The following is a 19,764-nucleotide window of genomic DNA, read 5'->3' as shown; positions in this document are numbered from 1 at the left end:
TCAGGCTCCCTTGCTCAAATGCGCCAACACCTGATCGCGCGGCCCGTCCACGGCCAGACGGCCATCCTGCAAAATCACCGTGCGGCTGGTGAGCTGCAAAATCGGCACCCGATGCGTTGCAATCACGGCGGTGCGCCCGGACAACCAGTTTTTCAAACGATCGACCAACACCTTCTCAAGCGTCTGGTCCAGCGCGGCCGTGGGCTCATCCAACAGGCAGATCGCCGGGTCTTGCAGCCAAAGCCGCGCCCAACCAATCGATTGGCGCTGCCCGATGGAAAGCCCGGCACCGCCATCGCGAATATCAAGATCAAGCCCCTTGGGATGACTTTTCACATAGGGCCCAAGCCCGGCAAAATCGAGCGCCTCAAGCAAGCGCGCATCATCGCGCTCCAGCAGGGTCAGGTTGAGATTGTCGCGCAGGCTGCCGGCAAAGAGCTTCACCTCCTGCCCAAGGTATCCCACCGCCCGGCGCAAATCGCGCGGGTCGATCTGCCCCATCTCGACCCCATCCAGCAAGATCCGCCCCGTGCTCGGCGCATACAGCCCGGCAAGAACCTTCAGCAAGGTCGATTTGCCCGAGCCATTGGCCCCAAGCACGGCCACCGCCTCGCCCGCCTTGAGCTGCAAGGCGGCCACATCCAGCTGCGGCTTGCCCGCACCGTCATAGGCAAAGCGCATTTCATGCAGCTCATAGGCTCCGCTGAGTGTGGCACGGCGTAAATAGCTGCGCGCCTCGCTGCGGTCTTGTGGGGCCTCTGCCACCGCATCCAACCCATCAAGTGCCGCCTTCACATTGCCCCAACGGGCCAATGTGCTGGCCAGCTGGGTCAACGGCCCGAGGGTGCGCCCGGTCAGCAATCCAACCGCAATGATCGAGCCCACCGTCAATTCCCCGGCAAACACGAGATAAGCCCCCATGATGACTGCGCCCACATAAGTGGCCTGTTGCACCCCCTGGCTCCAGAAGCTTAGCGCCGATGCCAGCTGGCGCTGCTCGCTGGACTTGAGCGCAGAAAGGGTTGTCAGCTCTTCCCAAATCCGGCGCACCCGGTCCTCGGCACGTTGGGTCTTGACGGTGTCGAGCTCAAAGATCGTCTCATGCAAGATGCGGCTCGCCTTGGCCCCCGCACCTTGGGTCTCCTTGGTCAGGCGGATCATCTTTTGTTGCAAAAATACCCCCGGCAGCACCATGAGCACTCCCCCCAAAATCAGGACCCAAACGACAGGCCCGGCAATGGAAGCCACCAGCAGCAGGAAAATGAAAATAAAGGGGATATCAGCCAGCGCCCCGACGGTGGAGGCGGTGAAAAACTCTCGCACAGCGCCAAATTCGCGCATCGCGCTGAACAGCTGGCTTGGCTCCTGCCCTGCCCGCTCGCTGCGCATTCCCAACAGCCGGTTCATCAGCACGCCCTGCACCCCCAGCTCGATCTGACGGCCCGCACCATCCATGAGCCGCGCCCGCGAAATCTTAAGCAAAGCCTCCATCACAATCGCCAGCGCCGCACCCGCCGCCAACACCCAGAGAGTGGCTTCGCTTTGGTGCGGGATCACCCGATCATAGACCTGCAAGCTGAACAGCGCCACGGCCACAGCCAGCAAGTTGGCCACGAAAGAGCCCAGCACGATCTCGCCAAAGGCCCGCTTAAAGCCGCCAAACGCCCCCCAGAACCAATGCGGCGCTGCGCGCGCGGGCCCATGCGCAGCACTCAGCTGCTCAAGCCGGGCCTCAGCGCAGACCAGCGTGCCGGTGAAGAAGGGTTCAAACTCCGCCAGCGCAACCCGGGCGCGGTTGTCCGGGCAACTTTTGTCATAGATCACGAGGGCCCCGTCCTCTTCGGCGAGCACCAGCAAAAACTGGCCACTGCTCATCAGGGCCAGCGCGGGCCATGCACCGTGAAGGGCGTGTGAGATGGTCTGAACAGAGGCCGTCAGCCCCTGCGCTTGCAACACCTGCGCCAGGCCCTCTGGCCGAAGGCCCCCGGCAATGTCAGCATCGGCCGCCTGTTGGTCCATCTGCTCGCTCAAGTCGCGCGCCACAAGCGTGACCCCCAAAAGCGCCGCATAGGTTGCCAGAAGCGCCGCCGTGGCCGCAGCACGCCCGCCGCTTGGCGCGTGGGTGCCGCCTGCGTCATGCGGCTTGGCCGCAGGCGCCTTCGGGCGCGCAGAGGCCGCCGCAACAGGGGCAGCCGCAACAGGGGCAGCCGCAACAGGGGCACTCAAATTGGCGGATGGCTTCAACTTGGCCTTCCCGCCAGCCTTGATCGTCAGCGAAAGCGGCATTTTCTGGGTCAAATGTCGCTCCCATCCACCAAGAGCCCCAGCTCCTTGGCCATGTCCAGACGGATCCGCACCAGATCATATTTCAGGGCAATCTCGGCCTCGGCCTGGGTGGCGTAGGTTTCTGAGAGACCCACCACATCCATCACCTGGCGCTGACCGGCATCATATTGTCGCTGGAAAAGGTCAAGGTTGCGCTTGGCTCCCGCCGTCAGGGCGCTGGCCTCTGCAAGCTGGCGCTCCAGGGCGCTGGCCTCGGAGGCCTGTTTGGCAAGCCGGCGGCTGGCGTCTTCATGGGCCTGTGCCACGCGCCGGCCAGCGGCTTCCTCGGTGGCCTTGATCGCGTCAAGACTGGCCCCCATCCCAACGCCAATCGGGTTGGCCGGTGCAATTGTTCCGGTGAGTCCGCCACCACTGGTGTTGGCAGAGGCACTCACCGTGGGCAAATACCCGGACCGGTCAATCCCCGCATTGGCAATAGCGCGGCCCTTCTCGGCCTTTGCAAGCAACACCTCCAAAGGCTGTGCGGCGGTCGGATCGACCTCAAAGGCGCTCACACCGCGCAGACCACCCAACTTGCGCACCGACATGGCATTGAGCTCGGCCACCGCCGCGCCCGCCTGCTCGCTCTGGGCCGCATATTGCGCCTGCATCTTGGCAAGCTTGTGACGGATCACGCTGAGGTCAGACAGATCCGACACCCCCCCCTTCACACGCTGGGTCATGATCCATTCAAAGCGCCGCATATCCTCAAGCGCATGGTCCAGCATCGCGGCCGTTTCCTCCGCCTGTTGGCCATGCAGATAGAGCATCAAGGCCGTGTGCAGCCGCGCGTTGGTGTCCATGGCAAGGGTCACAGCCGCCACTTCCACATCTGCGCGCGCAAAGTCCCGCTCGGCCTTCTTGCGCCCGCCGGAATAGAGCACCGCATCCACCACAAGCCCTGCCACCGCATCACTGAGCGATGTCAGTGAAATCTGCGGCCCCAGGGTGGGCAACCAGTTCTTGGATTGCGCCTCGGCCCGCAAGCGCGCCGAGCGCAGCTCGCTCTCCGCCGCACGGGCATTGGCGGCCAGCACCGAGGTGGCCACCTCCTCAAAGGCGCTGCCCGCCGGCAGCAAGCTGCGGCGCGCCTGAAGCGCAAGGATCACAGGCGAGCTGTTTTCCTGCATCTGCGGTTTGCTCAAGGCTGTGCTGTCCAGAAACCCCGCCTTGAAGCGGCTGACCTCGCCGGTGTCTGACATACAGCCCGCCGTCACGGTCAGGCCAAGTGCTGCGATAATGGCCCGCAGGCCGAAATGGTTGTGCCCCATGGATCGCCTCTTTTTTTGTTAGGCGTTATAATTTTGGGTGAACCGGGCGCGCCGCCTGCCTGTGGGCGCGCCCGACTCTCACATCTTAAATGACCACATCAATGTCATCATCAATCAAGACAGTCGTTTCCGCCCCGATGGTGTAGACATCATAGGTCTCCCCACCCTCATCGACAGTGGCGCTTGTCTTGGTCGCGCCCAGCAATGTCACGGTGTCATCCGCGCCGCCGCGAATGGCCAGCGTGTTGGAATTGCCCGCAAAGGCCTCGATTTGCGCGAGGGACAGGGTCAGATCTGTGTCTTCCGCAAAACTCAGGTCTATCGCCTCAATCTCCAGCCCGGCCAGGCCAGGGTTGACACTGCTCATATCCAGCTGCGAGCCATGCGGATCATCCAGCGCCATGAAGGTGCTTGAGACATTGCCCGCGTCGTCTGTCGCCGAGACAACCAGATGCGATCCATCCGGCACCGTGGCATCAAAGGTAAAGAAGTTCGTGGCACCCGCCGCAAACATATCGCCTTCATTGGCAATCTGGCTCACCGAGGTGCCATCCACCTCATAAACCGCCTGCGTGTCGTCGCTGTCATGCACCTGCACGGCCGTATAACCGGTGTGCCCGCGCGTGTATCCGTCAATGCCGGGAGCCTCCGGGAGAATGGCGTCGATCTCGATGGTTTGGGTGAAACTGTCCACATTGCCCGCAAGGTCGGTGGCCGTGACGACAATCTCGGCACTGTCCGCCTCCAGCGAGAAGGCCTGCGCCGGCAGATCCACCTCCCAAACCCCGCGCGCATTGACCGTGGCCGCATAGCTGTTGCCACCCACCGCCACCGATACGCTCGAGCCGATCTCCACAAACCCAGACACCGTAACGCCCTCGCGGATTTCGGTTGCGTTGAAGGTCGGGTTGTCATCCTGCTGCACGGCCTCGCCGCTCAGCTCATTTACGAATGTGTCAAAGACCACCTCGCGCGAGGTGCTGGCCTGGTTGCCGGCACGGTCCGTCACAGCCACCTCAAGCTGATAGCTGTCTTCCGCATCCGGCAAGCTGCGTCCGGGAAAGAAAACCGTCCAGTTGCCTTGGGCGTCCACACTGGCCGCCTGAGCCGATCCATCCAGCGTCACAACAACCGAGGTCGATCCCGCTTCTGTGGTGCCGCTGAAGCTGACCCCGTCGGCGCGCTCGGCCCCGTTGACCACATCATCCGCAGTGATCTGGTCCACCGAAACCGCCAGATCGCGCACCTCGGTATCAACCTCCACACTGCCCCGCACCTCGCGCCGGTTGCCCGCCGCATCAATGGTGGTCGCAGTGATGGGCGCATCATACTGGCCCGGTGCAATCTGGTTGGCGGCAAAATGCGCCGTCCAACCGCCGTCCGCGCCCGTCACAACATTGACCCGCGCATCTCCCATCTGCACTTGCACGATATTGCCCGGATCAGAGGTGCCACGCAGCACCACCCCATCCAGAGCCTCATCGGCATTGACCATATTGTCGCCCTCAACCGGGGCGCTGCTCAAGGTCAGAGAGCCAGCCATATTGTCAATCACCACAGCCTGGGTCAGCTGAGAGCTGTTGCCCGCACGGTCTGTCGCCACCGCGGTCATGGTGAAGCTGTCGCCATCTGATTGCGGCAGCTCAGCGGCGGCAAACTGCACAGTCCAGCTGCCATCTTCCGCCACACTGGCGGCGCGGTCCATGCCGGCGAAATTCACCATCACGCTCGAACCCGGCTCCACGGTGCCGCCAAAGCTCACCCCGTTGGCGGCCTCATCTGCGTTGACAACCCCGTCAGCCCCGCCGGTGCCTGTGGTGAGCGCATAGTTTTCCACCAGCGTGTCAAAATCAACCGTGCCGGTGGTCTGCGCCACATTGCCCGCAGCATCCGTGGCCGTAACACTCACCGCCCCCGCATAATCGCCGCTGCGCAGGGCGCTGGCCTCGTAGCTTACGCTCCAGCCGCCCTCGGCGTCCACAACCGCGTCACGCGTCACACCGTCCAAACTCACAACCACAGTCGAGCCGGGCTGCGCGCTGCCCGTCAGGGTAACCCCCTCTGCATGCGCCGCACCGTTGACAACCCCGTCAGCCCCCGCAGAGGCCCCCGTGAACGTCACCTGTGAAACCGTGTCGACAACCAGGGTCTCCAGCGCGGTGGTCGAATTTCCGAAACTGTCGGTCGACACAATCCGCACTTCTGTTTCATATTCGCCCGCTCTGATCTCGCTGCCGTCAAAGCGCACAGACCAGCTGCCGTCTTCCCCCACGACCGTTTCATGGGTCACACCCTCAATCGTTACGCTCAGGCTGGCGCCGGCTTCGCCCATCCCGCTGATTTCAATCCCTTCAGCGCTGGCATGATCCGCGCCGGAGACAATATCATCACTGGATTGCACACCGTCTTGCACATCAATCTCAGGCCCGGTCAGGTCAATCGTGACGCTCGGGCCCACCAGCTCGGTGACAGTGCCGTCGCCCTCCGTGACCACAACAGCCACCTCATAAGTGCCATCCGCAGGGAAGGTTTCGCCTTCAAACACTGCCGTCCAGTTGCCATCTTCGCCTGCAACCGCCTCTACGGTGACCTCGCCAATGCCAACCTGCACGTCCGAGCCCGGCTGCGCCGTCCCGCTGACGGTGACGCTGGCCGCGTCATCAGCCACATCATCGCCCCCGATGACAACCGTGCCCCCCTCTACCGTGGGGGGAATGTAAGCCGGAGCGGTGCCGCCCCCGCCACCGCCGCCAATCAAGCCAACGCCGCCCGCCACGGCGGCCGCCGTGCCAATTCCGCCGCCAAGCCCCGTCAGGATCCCGGCGCCCAGCATGGACACATCCTCATCGCTGGACAATGCGGCATGGGCCACCTCGGTGCCATCCACAAAGATCAGCTCGTCTCCGGCGCCATATTTGCCCCAGGTCTCGGCCACACCATACTGGCCATAAAGCTCGCCATTGGCGCCATCCACCAGCGTCACCTCGCTGATGTAGGTATCCGCAGACACATAGAGCCGGGCCACGGGCGCGCCTGAAGCGTCAAAATACGCCTCCAACAAAATCACCCGCCCATCGGCCAGTTCAATCTCCAGATTGTTGTCAGAGCGCTTGAAGGCGACAATATCGCTCTGGCGCAGGTTGAAAGAATACTCCCCCCCGACACTGGTTTGAATTTCCGTAATATTTTGATCCGCCGATACGTTTCCGTGATCTACAGACCCCGCGCCACCACGGGCAACGAAACTAATAGGTTTCATGACACCACCATTTGCCTCAGACATACGCGGCGTCATTTGTTGCGCCGCATTTATGCCTCAATCAATAGATGCAAAATTGATCTTTGGATAGGGGCTATTTTCAAGCTCCCCCCCAAATCCTGCGTCAAAGCTGATATTTAGGGGCTCTTTCGTTGCAGCCTTGCAACAAACCCGCACCAAAACCCACCGCTGCAACGGGCCCAAAGATGGCCAAATTCGGGCATCCGCCGGCATAACGCCGCGCCAGAACGGGTCAGAACACGCCCCAAGAGCGCCCGAAAGCCAAAATTTGCAAGGTTATTTCAGAAAACTGCGCGCCGTCATGCGCGCCGGCACAGGCGCGCCAAGGCGGCTCAGAATGGTGGGCGCAAGCTGAAGCTGGTCAATCTCGGCACCCGCATGTGGGCCCTGCCCCGCCCCAAAGTAATAAAGTGCCGAAAGTTGCTGCAAATCATCTTTCCCGCCATGATGTCCGCGCGCGTCCTGCCCGTGGTCAGCCGTCACGATAATCTCATAGCCCATCTCGCGCCAGCGCCAGATAAAAGGGGCCAGCATCTCGTCCATCACAAAACAGGCATGGTCCATCTCCTGACAATCATGGAAAAACCGATGCCCCATGCTGTCGAGCGTGCAGCTGTGCAACATGCCATAATCCAGCCCGAAGCGCCCACATAGGTTGGTAAGCGTGCCGAAAAGATCCACATCAGAAGGCGTCATCTGGTTGGCCTGCCCATAGCCGGTCATGGTGTGAAAACGCCCATGGTTGATCGTGTCGCTCTCCGGCTCGTCATATTCAATGTCGCGCACAAAGTCGAAAGGATGCCGGTTGAAAAATTCGCTCCAGAAACTGTGCGCCACGGCCCCGGTCACCCCGCCAGCCGCGCGCACAGCCGAAAACACATCCTCTTCCTTGAGCCGAAAGACATTGCCATTGCCGGTGCAGCCATGCACCTGCGGGCTCACCCCGGTGTGGATGCTCGCATAACAGCTCGCCGAAATCGACGGCACAACAGAGCGGATCGTCCAGCTCTGCGCCTCCCCGCTCTGCACCCAGCCTTCCAGGTTGCCAAACAGCCGCCGAAAATTGCGCAAAGGCACCCCATCCAGAATAATCAACAAAAGCTTGCGTTTCATAGCCGCCTCCCGCGCCAAGTCACTGATACCCTGCCAAGATTTCTCCGGGCACAAAAGCCCAAAACCGCCTTGGCCTTCTTCTGGTGTGAAATACCTTGGGGGTTTGGGGGCAAAGCCCCCAATTGATAGCGGAGGTTTGGGGGCAAAGCCCCCATTGGGGGGGGGCTGGGGGCAAAGCCCCCAGCGGGTCGCCTGCGCCAGCAGGCGAAACCACCTCAGTTCCCCGCGCTCTCCATCTTGCGGTGCGCAATCACCTCTTCCAACCAACCCAGCTTCATCTCGGGCACCGAGCTCAACAGCAGATCCGTGTAATCGTCAAACGGCGGGCTCAGCACCTCGGTCTTGGTGCCATAGCGCACCACCTCGCCCTGATACATCACGGCAATGCTGTCCGCGATGGCACGCACAGTCGCCAGGTCATGGGTGATAAAGAGATAGGCCACATCCTCAACCTTCTGCAAATCCAGCAAAAGTTTCAGAATGCCATCCGCCACCAGCGGGTCGAGCGCGCTTGTCACCTCGTCACAGATAATCAGCTTCGGCTTGGCCGCCAGTGCGCGCGCAATGCACACGCGCTGTTTCTGCCCGCCGCTCAGCTCGGCGGGGTAGCGGTCCTGAAAGCCCTGCCCCAGCTCGATCTCGTCCAAAAGCTCCTGAATGCGCGCCTGCTTTTCTGCGCCACGCAAGCCAAAGTAAAACTCCAAGGGCCGTCCGATGATCGTGCCCACGGTCTGGCGCGGGTTCATGGCGGTGTCCGCCATCTGGTAAATCATCTGCAATTCCCGCAGGTCTTCGCGCGGGCGCTTCTTCATGACAGGGTCAATATCGCGCCCCGCAAAATGCACCCGCCCCTCGCGCTGCGGCAACAGCCCGGTGATAACCCGCGCCAGCGTCGATTTGCCAGAGCCGCTCTCCCCCACCACAGCCAAGGTCTGGCCAGGGTGCACTTCCACATTCACATCCTTGAGCACATCAAACTTCGTGCCCTTGTAGCGCGCTGTGATGTTCTCGCAGATAAGCACAGGCGCGCTGGTGGGCTGTTTTTCGTCGTGCTCAATCGAGCGCACCGAAACCAGCGCCTGCGTGTATTCTTCCTTTGGGCTGTTGATGATCTCGTCGACAGAGCCATATTCCACCATATCGCCCATCTTCAGCACCATGATGTCATCAGACACCTGCGCCACAACGGCCAGATCATGGGTGATGTAAAGTGCTGCAACCCCCGTGTCGCGGATGGCTTCCTTGATGGCCATCAGCACATCAATCTGCGTGGTCACATCCAGCGCCGTGGTCGGCTCGTCAAAGACAACAAGGTCCGGCTCTGGGCACAGCGCCAGCGCCGTCATGCAGCGTTGCAACTGCCCACCCGAAACTTGGTGCGGATAACGGTTGCCGATGGTTTCAGGCTCCGGCAGGCCCAGCTTGCGAAACAGCTCCACAGCCCGCGCCTCGGCCTCGGATTTGGTAAACTTGCCGTGGCGAATGGCGGCTTCCGTCACCTGCTCCAAAATCTGCTTGGCCGGGTTAAAGCTCGCCGCAGCCGACTGGCTCACATAGGTCACTTCCCCGCCACGCAGGCTGCGCAAGTCACCAAGCGTGGTCTCCAGAATGTTGCGCCCGTTGATCCAGACTTCCCCGCCGGTGATCTTCACACCGCCGCGCCCATAGGCCATGCCGGCAAGGCCGATGGTCGATTTGCCCGCGCCGGACTCACCGATCAGGCCAAGCACCTTGCCCTTTTGCAGATCAAACGAAACCCCATGCACAATCTCAATGTCATGCGGCTTCTCGCCGGGTGGATAGACCGTCGCGCCGATCTTGAGGTCACGCACCCGCATAAATGTCTCGCTCATCCGCGACCCCCTTTCAGGCTTGTGGTGCGGTTGAGAATCCAGTCCGCCACAAGGTTCACGCTGATCGCCAGCGTGGCAATGGCCACCGCCGGCCAAAGTGCTGCGCCGATGCCGTAGACAATCCCGTCCTTGTTCTCCTTCACAATCCCGCCCCAGTCCGCCAAAGGCGGCTGCACGCCAAGGCCCAAAAAGCTGAGCGTAGAAATAAAGAGCACCATGAAAATGAAGCGCAAGCCCAGCTCGGCCACCAGCGGGCTCAGCGCATTGGGCAGGATCTCACGGAAAATAACCCAGAGCCGCCCCTCTCCGCGCAAGCTCGCAGCCTCAACATATTCCATCACATTGATGTCCACCGCCACAGACCGCGCCAGGCGGAAAACGCGGGTAGCGTCAAGCAAGCCCATCACCAGGATCAGCACAGGCACGGTCACAGGGACCATCGCCAAAATGACCAGCGCCATGATCAGCGAAGGGATCGCCATCAGCAAATCCACCAAACGGCTCAGTGCCTGATCGGCCCAGCCGCCCAAAACAGCGGCCAGAAAGCCCAGTGTCGAGCCGGTGACAAAGCTCAAAATCGTGCCCATGGTGGCGATGAAAATGGTGGTTTGCCCGCCATAAATCATCCGTGTGAGCAGATCGCGGCCAATATTGTCTGTGCCCAAGAGGTGCTCTGCACTGGCAGGCTCCCAGACATCGCCAACAACTTCGGCCATGCCAAAGGGCGCAATCCAGTCGGCGAAAATCGCCACAAAGAAGTAGACGCCCGTAATCATCAGCCCGACGAGGGCCGAGAGAGGAATGTTTTTCATCATTTCGGGTGCCTCAAACGCGGGTTGGACAGGATAGAGATGATATCCGCCAGCATGTTGAGGCCAATGTAGATCGCCGCAAAGATCACGCCGCAGGCCAGCACCACCGGCACATCCCGCTTGGTCACCGCATCCACGAGAAATTGCCCCATGCCCGGATACACAAACACCACTTCCACCACGACAACCCCCACAACAAGGTAAGCCAGGTTGAGCATCACCACATTGACAATCGGGCTGATCGCATTGGGAAAGGCGTGCTTGGCAATCACATTGAAGGTGCTCAGCCCCTTCAGTTCAGCCGTCTCGATATAGGCCGATTGCATCACATTGAGGATCGCGGCGCGCGTCATCCGCATCATATGCGCGAGCACCACGAGCGTGAGCACCATCACAGGCAGCACAATCGCCTGGAGCTTTTCCCACAAGGTCATGCTCTCATTCACCATCGCCAGCGCCGAGCCAAAGCCCAGCTTCACAGCAAGGAAATAGACCAGAACATAGCCGATCAGGAATTCAGGAATGGAAATCGTGGTGAGTGTGACACCCGAAATCAGCTTGTCAGGCCAGCGGTTGCGGTAGCGCACCGCCAAAAGCCCGAGGAAAATCGCCAACGGAACCGACACAACCGCTGCCCAGAAGGCCAAGAACAGCGTGTTGCCCAGCCGCTTGCCCACACTTTCGGCAATATCCAGCCGGTTGATAATCGAAACCCCCATATCCCCCTGCAAGATGCCGCCGAACCACTCAAAATACCGCGTGCTGGCCGGGCGGTTGAGGCCCATCTCTTCGCGCAGGTTGGCAAGGCTTTCCGGCGTGGCCGCCTGGCCCAGCACCGCTTGCGCCGCATCGCCCGGCAAAGCTTCGGTCAACCCAAAAATCAATACCGACGCCGCAACAAGGAGGAGTATGCCCAGCGTAAACCGCTGGGCAATCAGTTTTATGATCGGATGCATCAAACTCTCTCGCTTACGCGAGCCATGTTTTATGCGTGATATATCCGTTCATCAGCTCGGCGTTCGGGTCGGTTTCCCAACCCATAACATCGTTGCTCACCGCATCGACAAAGTCGTTGAACATCGGGCAGATCAGCCCGCCGGTGTCGCGCACGATATACCCCATTCTCGAATACATTTCCTTGCGCTTGGCGGTGTCCAGCTCGGCCCGCGCCTTCACAAGCAAATCGTCAAATTCCGCATTCTTGAAGTTGGTGTCATTCCAATCCGCGGTCGAGAGATAGGCCGTGGTATACATCTGGTCCTGCACAGGGCGGCCGCCCCAATAGCTCGCGCAGAACGGCTGCTTGTTCCACACTTCCGACCAGTAGCCGTCATTGGGCTCACGCTTGATCTCAAGCGGAATGCCCGCCTGCGCCGCCGTCTGCTGGAAGAGCGCCGCAGCATCGACCGCGCCAGGGAAGGCCCCATCAGCAACCCGCAAGACAATCGGGCTGCCGTCATGGCCCGACTTCTTGTAATGCTCTGCCGCCTTGGCAATATCAAATTCGCGCTGCGGAATGCTTGCATCAAACAGCGGATAGGCGGCGTTGATCGGCATATCATTGCCCACTGAGCCATAGCCTTGCAGGATTTTCTCAACGATCTCGGTGCGGTTGATCGCATATTTCAGCGCCATACGCAGCTCGTTGTTGTCAAACGGCGCCGTGTCCGCGTGCATGATGAACACATAATGCCCCCGGCCCGGCGTCGAGTTCACCGTCAGGTTTGGCGCGCGGCCCAGAAGCCCGGCAATCTTGGGTTCCACACGGTTGATCGCATGAACCTGCCCGCTCTGAAGCGCCGCTGTGCGCGCTGTCGCGTCGTTGATGACGATGATTTCTACACCATCATAATGCGCCGCATCGCCCCAGTAGTTTTCATTGCGCGAATAGACATGGCGCACGCCCGGCTCGTCGGCTTCAAGCTTGAACGGGCCGGTGCCAATGCCTGCGGCGGGGTTGTCCATGCCACCGTCGGGCTGGATCACAAGATGATAATCCGCAATCAGATAGGGCAAATCCGCGTTGGCTTCATTGAGCTCAACCTTGAGCGATCCGCCATCAACGCTGAGCTTTGAAATGCCCTTCATGATGCCGAGCGCACCTGATTTTGACTCTTCGTTTGAGTGGCGCTCCATGGTTTTGAGCACATCTTCCGCTGTCATGGTCTTGCCATTGTGGAACTCGACATCCTGACGGATCTTGAACATCCATGTTTTGGCATCGGGCGAGCTTTCATAGCTCTCCGCCAGCTTGGGGGCCAAACCGCCGTCCGCGCCCACTTCGACAAGCGTTTCGCCAAACTGGCGCCCGTTGTGAAACGGCACTTGGCTCGCATATGTCGCCGGGTCAAGCGAGTTGGTGCTTTCGCCCCCCACAGACCCAAGCTTGAAAACGCCGCCCTTCTTGGGGCCGGCGGCCTGAACGGCGCTTGCAAACATGGTGCCCGCAGCGGCCGCCGAAACGCCCAGCGCGCTGGTCTTGCCCAAGAAGTCACGGCGCGACAGGCGGCCCTCACTGGCTTGCTTTTTCAAATAGGTCAGTTGTTCAGTCATGGTCTTCTCCCGGTTGATACCTGCCGCCTTGTGGCGGCTTTTGTTGATTGTTCAGTCAATGAAAGCCGATTGCGTTTCAATCAGCAAGGTTTTTCTGATGACTTTTTTGTAAAGCGGCTCACATCATATCGCGCGGCACATGTTCGCTCACATCGCGCGCAGAGACCAAAACATCGTTCTCATAAGCCTCAAGCCGCCCGGTGAGGTAAAACATGTCCCTGTCACAGCGCATCTCGGCAAAAGTCTCGGTGCGCAGGGCAAGCCCTTCGCGCTCGGTCTCTTCCGTCCAGTGGGTGATGCCGCGCGCGCTCAACGGGTCCTCGGGGTGAATCACCCAGGTTTCGCGGCTCACACCGCCGCTCACCAGCCCATGCGCCCTGTCGCGCCGTTTGCCGAAGTCGTCGTTGATCGTGAGCGTGACAAGCCCTGTCTCATGGTCCGTGCTCACATGCTTTTCGTTGCGCGGTGCGCGCAGCTCTTCGGTCTGCCAGCCCGCCGCCCCCTCGGCCGGCTCAAAGCGCCACTCGTCGGCCTGCGCCAGCGCACGCTCGGGCAGCTCCAGCGCACCGCCATGCACCACCAGCCGTGCCGCCTCGGGCGCAGGCCAAATGAGCGGCCAATAGGCGGAAGACACCGCCACAGCCAGCCTGTGCCCCTCCGGCACGCGATAGGCGATATGATCAAGCTCAAGCTCAAGCGCCTGCACCTCTCCCACAGGCATCGGCCCAGGGTTGGCCGCGCCGTTGCGATGGGTGAGGTTCAGCACAGCAAAGCTCACCCGCGTGCTGGCCCCGTCCGGGTGCACATGGTTGAGCCGCACACATATCTGGCCCTGCGGCGCATCAGCACTCAGCCGCAGCCGCACACGCGGCCGCCCGACAATATCAACCGAGCGCGCCAGCGCCGCCCCGGTCCAAACGGCAGAATAAATGTCATCCTCGCGCTGGTCGCCCGAAAGCTCGGGGCCACGGCCAATGGCGTAATACTCGCCCCCCGCCAGCCCGCAATGCGCCGGCGAGGCCACAAGCGCGCGCGTCTCGCCCGCAACGCCCAGCTGCCCGTCCGGCCCCAGAGGCAAAACGCGCATTTTGCCCCCCGTGGCCGCATCGGCAATCCAGACACCCTTGCGCGGCGCGTTAAAACGGCTGGGGCGGTAACCCTCCATCACATAGCCGCGAAAGGCCGGATCAGACTCCACCCCCGTCTCGATCCCCTTGAGCCACTTGTCCCACCAGCGCTTGGCCTCCTGCAAAAAGCCGATCCGCGGCTCGGGCACGGCAATATGCGGATAAAGATGCACCCAGGGGCCGGTGATGCCCTTCGCGCCCTCGATGTTCTCTATAAGCGCAGGCACCGCGTTCTTGTAGCCATCCGCCCAGCCACCAATCGCCAGAACCTTGGCCTTGATGCGGCTATAATCCTCACAGACAGAGCCATGCTGCCAGAACGCATCGCGCCTTTGATGCTTGAGCCAGCCCGCAATCAGGAAAGGCTCGTTTTTGAGCCGCTCCATCCAGATCTCGCGCCAGTCTGCGCGCAAGGCCGGGTCTGGCGGGCGGGAGGAATAGGCCCACATGGTCGAGGACCAGGCCAGGTTTTCGTTGAGCAAACAGCCGCCCTTGTAGTGGATATCATCGGCAAAACGGTCCACTGTGGAACAGATGCTGATCACCGCCTTGAGCGGTTCGGGCTGCAAATAGGCGGTCTGCAAGCAGTTGAACCCGCCCCAGCTGATGCCCTGCATCCCCACATGGCCGTTGCACCAGTCCTGCGCTGCGAGCCAGTTGATCACCTCAACGGCGTCGGCCAGCTCCTGCGCGGTGTATTCATCTTCCATATGGCCATAGCTGTCGCCATTGCCGCGCATGTCAACGCGCACCATGGCATAGCCCCGCGCCGCCATCCACGGATGGGAAACCTCGTCGCGCCCGCAGGTTCCGTCGCGCTTGCGATAGGGCAAATGCTCCAGCACCGCTGGCACAGGATCCTCACCTGCATCCACCGGCATCCAGACCCGCGCCGAAAGCCGCACCCCGTCGGCCATCACAATGCCGACATCGGGCAGATCGACAATCTCCCGCAACCCCTGCTCGCTCATCAGATCAATGCCTCCCACAGCCTGTGTGATGCCAGCTTTGATGGGCGACACCGCCCTGTCAAGCACCGCGCGACAAAGCCGGCCATATCTTTAAAAATAGGCTAAAATTTTCGTAAAATTTCACGCGGCCCGCAGGTTCAGTCAAAGGAGGTTTCGGCCAGCTCGCTCAGCAGATCAAGCAGCAAGTCGAGCTTTTCCTGGCCCACGCGTGTGCGCAACCGCTCGGCGATCTTGAGGCTCTCGGGCTGCGCCGCCACCAGCATCGCCCGGCCCTGCGCGGTGATGCGCACCTGCACGCGCCGGCGATCCTCCGGGTGAACCTTGCGACTGATCACGCCCTTTTTCTCCAACAGCTGCATGATCCGCGTCAGGCTCGGATTGAGCAGGCAGGCGGCCTTGGCAATCTCTTTGGGATCCATGGTGCCGCGCTCATCCAACACGCGCATCACCCGCCATTGCTGCTCAGTCACACCGATTTTGGCGAGCATGTTGCGATAGGGCGCCATAACCGCCTCGCGCCCGCGCAACATCGCGATTGGCAAGGAGCGCTCCGTGGAGGGCAGCAAGTTGGCAGCAGTGCCTGTGGAAACCATATCTGTCTCGCTCATGCGCCCCTTTATGCGCAACTTGACAAGTCTGACAAGCTTTTTAGGGCGCCAAGCGCCCGACTTCGCATTTTTGCTGCGCAAAAATACGATCCATGCGAGAGGGCGCTGCCCTCTCGCGCTCTCCCGAGGTATTTTTGACCAGAAGAAGGCAAAAGCCCCGTTTGCTGGGGGCCTTGCCCACTTCCCTGCGCAGCGCTCCTCTGTCATAAGGGGCAAAATCATAACAAGACGAGCAGCAGCCATGTCAGACGATCTCCTTGCAAGCCGCAGCCCCAAACCGGACAGCTATGACGCCGCCTCCATTCAGGTGCTTGAGGATATGGAGCACGTCCGCCTGCGCCCAGGCATGTATATCGGCGGGAAAGATGACCGCGCGCTGCACCATATGGTGGCCGAGATTGTTGACAACTCCATGGATGAAGCTGTGGCTGGCCATGCCACCTGGATCGAGATCGAGCTGCACGAAAACGGCCATGTCAGCGTGCGCGACAACGGCCGCGGCATCCCAACAGGGCCACACCCCTCCAACCCTGAGAAATCTGCGCTCGAGATTATTTTTTGCACGCTCAACGCGGGTGGCAAATTCTCTGGCGACAGCTATGAGACCTCCGGCGGGCTGCACGGGGTTGGCTCTTCGGTGGTCAACGCGCTCTCGGACCATTTGCGCGTGGAAGTGGCGCGGGGCAAAGAGCTCTTCGCCATGGAGTTCTCCCGTGGCGTGCCGCAAGGCAAGCTCGCCAAAGTTGGCGCTGCGCCCAACCGCCGCGGCACATCGGTCACCTTTCATCCGGACCCCGAGATCTTCGGTTCTCTCAAGCTCAAGCCTGCGCGCCTCTTTGCCATGGCCCGCTCAAAGGCCTATCTCTTCTCTGGCGTCGAGATTCGCTGGAAGAGCGCACAGAGCGAAGGCGATACCCCGCAAGAGGCCACCTTCCACTTCCCTGGCGGCCTCTCGGACTACCTCAAAGAGGTTATGAACGGTGCCACCACCTATGCCGAACAGCCCTTCGCAGGCACCGTCTCTTTCGAGAAGTTCGACCGCCCCGGCAAGGTCGAATGGGCGATCAACTGGACGCCTGCCCGCGACGGCTTCATCCAGAGCTATTGCAACACCGTGCCCACCCCCGAAGGCGGCACCCATGAGGCCGGCTTCTGGGCCGCGATCCTCAAGGGCATCAAGGCCTACGGCGAGCTTGTTGGCAACAAAAAGGCTGCCACCATCACCCGCGAAGACCTCACAACAGGGGCCGGCGCGCTGGTGAGCTGCTTCATCCGCGAGCCCGAATTTGTCGGCCAGACCAAAGACCGCCTCGCCACAACCGAAGCGCAGCGCATGGTCGAAAACTCTGTGCGCGACCACTTTGACAACTGGCTGGCAGCCGACACGAAATCCGCCGGCGCGATCCTCGATTTCCTCGTGCTGCGCGCCGAAGAGCGCCTGCGCCGCCGGCAGGAAAAAGAGACCTCGCGCAAAACCGCCACCCAAAAGCTGCGCCTCCCCGGCAAGCTCACCGACTGCTCCTCAAAGAGCCGCGAAGGCACCGAGCTGTTCATCGTGGAGGGGGATTCTGCAGGCGGCTCTGCCAAGATGGCGCGCAACCGCAATTATCAGGCGCTGCTGCCGCTGCGGGGCAAAATTCTCAACGTGCTGGGCTCCGCCTCCTCCAAGATCGGGACCAATCAGGAAATTTCCGACCTCACCCAAGCGCTTGGCGTGGGGCTTGGCACCAAGTTCAACGTCGATGACCTGCGCTATGACAAAGTCATCATCATGACAGATGCCGATGTCGACGGCGCCCATATCGCAGCGCTCCTGATGACCTTCTTCTTCACCCAGATGCGCCCGATGATCGACCACGGCCACCTCTATCTGGCCTGCCCGCCGCTCTACCGCCTCACACAAGGCGCGCGCCGCCTCTATGTCTCTGATGATGCTCAAAAAGAGCAAATGTTGGAAAAGGGCCTCGGCGGCAAAGGTAAAATCGACGTGCAGCGCTTTAAGGGCCTCGGCGAAATGGACGCGAAGGATTTGAAAGAAACCACGATGGACCCGAAATCACGCAAGCTCATCCGCGTGACGATCGACGAAGACGAACCGGGCCAAACGGGGGATCTGGTCGAACGGCTGATGGGCAAAAAACCCGAGCTGCGCTTCCAATATATCCAAGAAAACGCGCGGTTTGTTGAGGAGTTGGATGTTTAGAGAATGGATTTGATTGTCAAAGTTACTAAGATTTTCTTGGGCATATTAATTATCCTATTTGGCATTACAATGACGGGCTTTTTAGCCTTCCAAGGCTGGCTTATTGCAACCGCTGTTGTCAACGGGGCCAAAACCTTAGAGCCAACTGTCTATGTTCCACTCGTAGTAACGTTAACGACAGCATCTTTGGGTTTAGGGGCAACGCTATACTCACAAGCTCGCACTAGAAGGCAAGAAATAGAGTCTGCTTTTAGAGAACGCAAAATCGAAATCTATTTAGACTTCTTGAATACTCTCAAAGAAGTGTTTCTTGCTGAGAAAAAAGAACTTAATTTCCCTAAGGTTAAACAAAGCGAATTAGTCGTAAAGCTTATCGAGGTTCGCACCAAAGCGGTTCTTTGGGGATCAACTGGCGTGCTGCAGGCCCTGAGCGAATTTTCAAAAGTAAGTGAAAACAACCCTAGAGCAATGCTAAGTGTTGTAGATCGACTTCAACGAGAAATGAGAAAGGACTTAGGTCTTTCGAATTCAGGTCTCGAAGAAGAATTTTTCACAAAACTGATCCTGAGCAATCCCGAAGAACTTGAACAAATATCTAACTCTGCAAAATAGTGGTTATTTTTTGGCAACTTTTACACGAATAGTTGCGCCCGGCACGAGGGGTGGGCGCAGCTCAGCCAAACCGAGCAAAAATTTTTACTCCCGCAGGGTGCGCATTCACTGCGCACCACACCTCCCTATCTCCACCGCACGCCCCGTTAACCCTGCTTCCCCACCGTAAAACCCCAGTCCCCCGGTGCACGCTTTGTGCACGCTTTTCACCCCCCTCCATTTCCCGCCAAATCCGCGCATTAACCCTCTCGCACGCTCGGCGGGTTCCCGCTACCATCGCCCCATGCGCCTCTTCGCCCTCGCCTTGCTCCTCACCCTCGCCGCCTGCGGCCGTCCGCTCTCCAAGGGCGAAAAATCCTTTCTAAATCAGCTCTATGGCACCACATTCGCCACAGAGCGCGCCCGCCTGCACAACGGCGCGCTTGTCGGCTCGGTCACCTTTCAGCGCAAGGCCCGCCCCCGCCTCACCTGCCGCGAGCGTATCTTCCCGCCCGCGCGCGACGAGATCGTCACAACAAGCCCCGCCGCCGTCGCGCTGTTCAATCATGTTTTCTTTGCCAAGCCCCTCTTTTCAAAGGACTATCTTCACGGCTACCCCGACAGCATGAGCCTTCATGCCGCCATGCTCTTCGCCCATGAAGCCACCCATATCTGGCAGTGGCAAAACCGTGCCCAAACGGGCTATCATCCGCTGAAAGCGGCTGCGGAGCACGGCGCCGTAAATGATCCATACCTCTTTGAAATAAAAACGGAAAACCGCTTCCTCAACTACCCTTACGAGCAGCAGGCCAGCCTTGTGGAAGAATACGTCTGCTGCACCGCGCTCGACCCTGCCGCCCCGCGCACCAAGCGCCTGAAAGACATGCTCTCCGAAGCCTTCCCTCTCAAAACCCTCCACATACCTCAAAATGTCAGCCTGCCATGGGCGGGCGCAAATCCGCATCACATCTGCCGATAACCTCTTGCTTCTTCTGGTTAAAAATACCTTGGGGGTATGGGGGCAAAGCCCCCATCAATACGGGGATTTGGGGGCAAA

13 protein-coding genes are annotated in these 19,764 nt (G+C 60.3%); 3 read left to right on the top strand and 10 right to left on the bottom strand.

What is annotated here, in order from left to right:
* From Q0478_RS02165 to hpaR, 10 genes are all read right to left on the bottom strand, one after another.
* The gene (locus Q0478_RS02165; protein ID WP_298675765.1) at window positions 1-2,298 is read right to left on the bottom strand and encodes an ATP-binding cassette domain-containing protein; all 2,298 of its coding nucleotides are present in this window, start codon (window positions 2,296-2,298) and stop codon (window positions 1-3) included.
* On the bottom strand, window positions 2,295-3,596 hold the full coding sequence (locus Q0478_RS02160; RefSeq protein ID WP_298675762.1) for a TolC family protein: 1,302 nt from the start codon (window positions 3,594-3,596) through the stop codon (window positions 2,295-2,297). Before Q0478_RS02160 ends, Q0478_RS02165 begins: the two co-directional genes overlap by 4 nt.
* An 85-nt stretch (window positions 3,597-3,681) precedes the next feature.
* Window positions 3,682-6,855, bottom strand: coding sequence for an Ig-like domain-containing protein (locus Q0478_RS02155; RefSeq protein WP_298675759.1), 3,174 nt, complete (start codon window positions 6,853-6,855; stop codon window positions 3,682-3,684).
* A 297-nt stretch (window positions 6,856-7,152) separates the two neighbouring features.
* On the bottom strand, window positions 7,153-7,989 hold the full coding sequence (locus Q0478_RS02150; protein ID WP_298675756.1) for an alkaline phosphatase family protein: 837 nt from the start codon (window positions 7,987-7,989) through the stop codon (window positions 7,153-7,155).
* Window positions 7,990-8,204: 215 nt separating this feature from the next.
* Window positions 8,205-9,842 (bottom strand): ABC transporter ATP-binding protein, encoded by a 1,638-nt coding sequence (locus Q0478_RS02145; protein WP_298675753.1) that lies wholly within the window; start codon window positions 9,840-9,842, stop codon window positions 8,205-8,207.
* On the bottom strand, window positions 9,839-10,654 hold the full coding sequence (locus Q0478_RS02140; RefSeq protein WP_298675750.1) for an ABC transporter permease: 816 nt from the start codon (window positions 10,652-10,654) through the stop codon (window positions 9,839-9,841). The genes Q0478_RS02145 and Q0478_RS02140 overlap by 4 nt, the downstream gene beginning before the upstream one ends.
* Window positions 10,654-11,610 carry an ABC transporter permease gene (locus Q0478_RS02135; protein WP_298675748.1) on the bottom strand — a complete coding sequence of 319 codons (957 nt, stop codon included), beginning with the start codon at window positions 11,608-11,610 and terminating at the stop codon, window positions 10,654-10,656. Before Q0478_RS02135 ends, Q0478_RS02140 begins: the two co-directional genes overlap by 1 nt.
* 13 nt (window positions 11,611-11,623) lie before the next feature.
* On the bottom strand, window positions 11,624-13,207 hold the full coding sequence (locus Q0478_RS02130; RefSeq protein WP_298675745.1) for an ABC transporter substrate-binding protein: 1,584 nt from the start codon (window positions 13,205-13,207) through the stop codon (window positions 11,624-11,626).
* A gap of 118 nt (window positions 13,208-13,325) precedes the next feature.
* Window positions 13,326-15,305 carry a CocE/NonD family hydrolase gene (locus Q0478_RS02125; protein ID WP_298676133.1) on the bottom strand — a complete coding sequence of 660 codons (1,980 nt, stop codon included), beginning with the start codon at window positions 15,303-15,305 and terminating at the stop codon, window positions 13,326-13,328.
* Between the two features lie 137 nt (window positions 15,306-15,442).
* The gene (hpaR, locus tag Q0478_RS02120; RefSeq protein ID WP_298675742.1) at window positions 15,443-15,913 is read right to left on the bottom strand and encodes a homoprotocatechuate degradation operon regulator HpaR; all 471 of its coding nucleotides are present in this window, start codon (window positions 15,911-15,913) and stop codon (window positions 15,443-15,445) included.
* A gap of 241 nt (window positions 15,914-16,154) precedes the next feature.
* Between hpaR and parE the strand changes: the two genes are divergently transcribed.
* The 3 genes from parE to Q0478_RS02105 all read left to right on the top strand — a co-directional run bounded on the left by parE (window position 16,155) and on the right by Q0478_RS02105 (window position 19,686).
* A complete protein-coding gene (gene parE / locus Q0478_RS02115; protein ID WP_298675739.1) occupies window positions 16,155-18,116 on the top strand; it encodes a DNA topoisomerase IV subunit B in 1,962 nt (653 codons plus the stop codon).
* A gap of 3 nt (window positions 18,117-18,119) precedes the next feature.
* Window positions 18,120-18,728: a hypothetical protein gene (locus tag Q0478_RS02110; RefSeq protein WP_298675736.1), complete on the top strand. Its 609-nt coding sequence runs from the start codon at window positions 18,120-18,122 to the stop codon at window positions 18,726-18,728.
* Between the two features lie 283 nt (window positions 18,729-19,011).
* Window positions 19,012-19,686 (top strand): hypothetical protein, encoded by a 675-nt coding sequence (locus Q0478_RS02105; RefSeq protein ID WP_298675733.1) that lies wholly within the window; start codon window positions 19,012-19,014, stop codon window positions 19,684-19,686.
* Window positions 19,687-19,764: the final 78 nt, after the last annotated feature.

Origin of the sequence: uncultured Lentibacter sp. (assembly GCF_937123735.1) — a bacterium.
GTDB lineage: Bacteria > Pseudomonadota > Alphaproteobacteria > Rhodobacterales > Rhodobacteraceae > Lentibacter.
The sequence above is the reverse complement of the archived record's forward strand: the minus strand, read 5'-3'. Positions and strand labels throughout refer to the sequence as shown.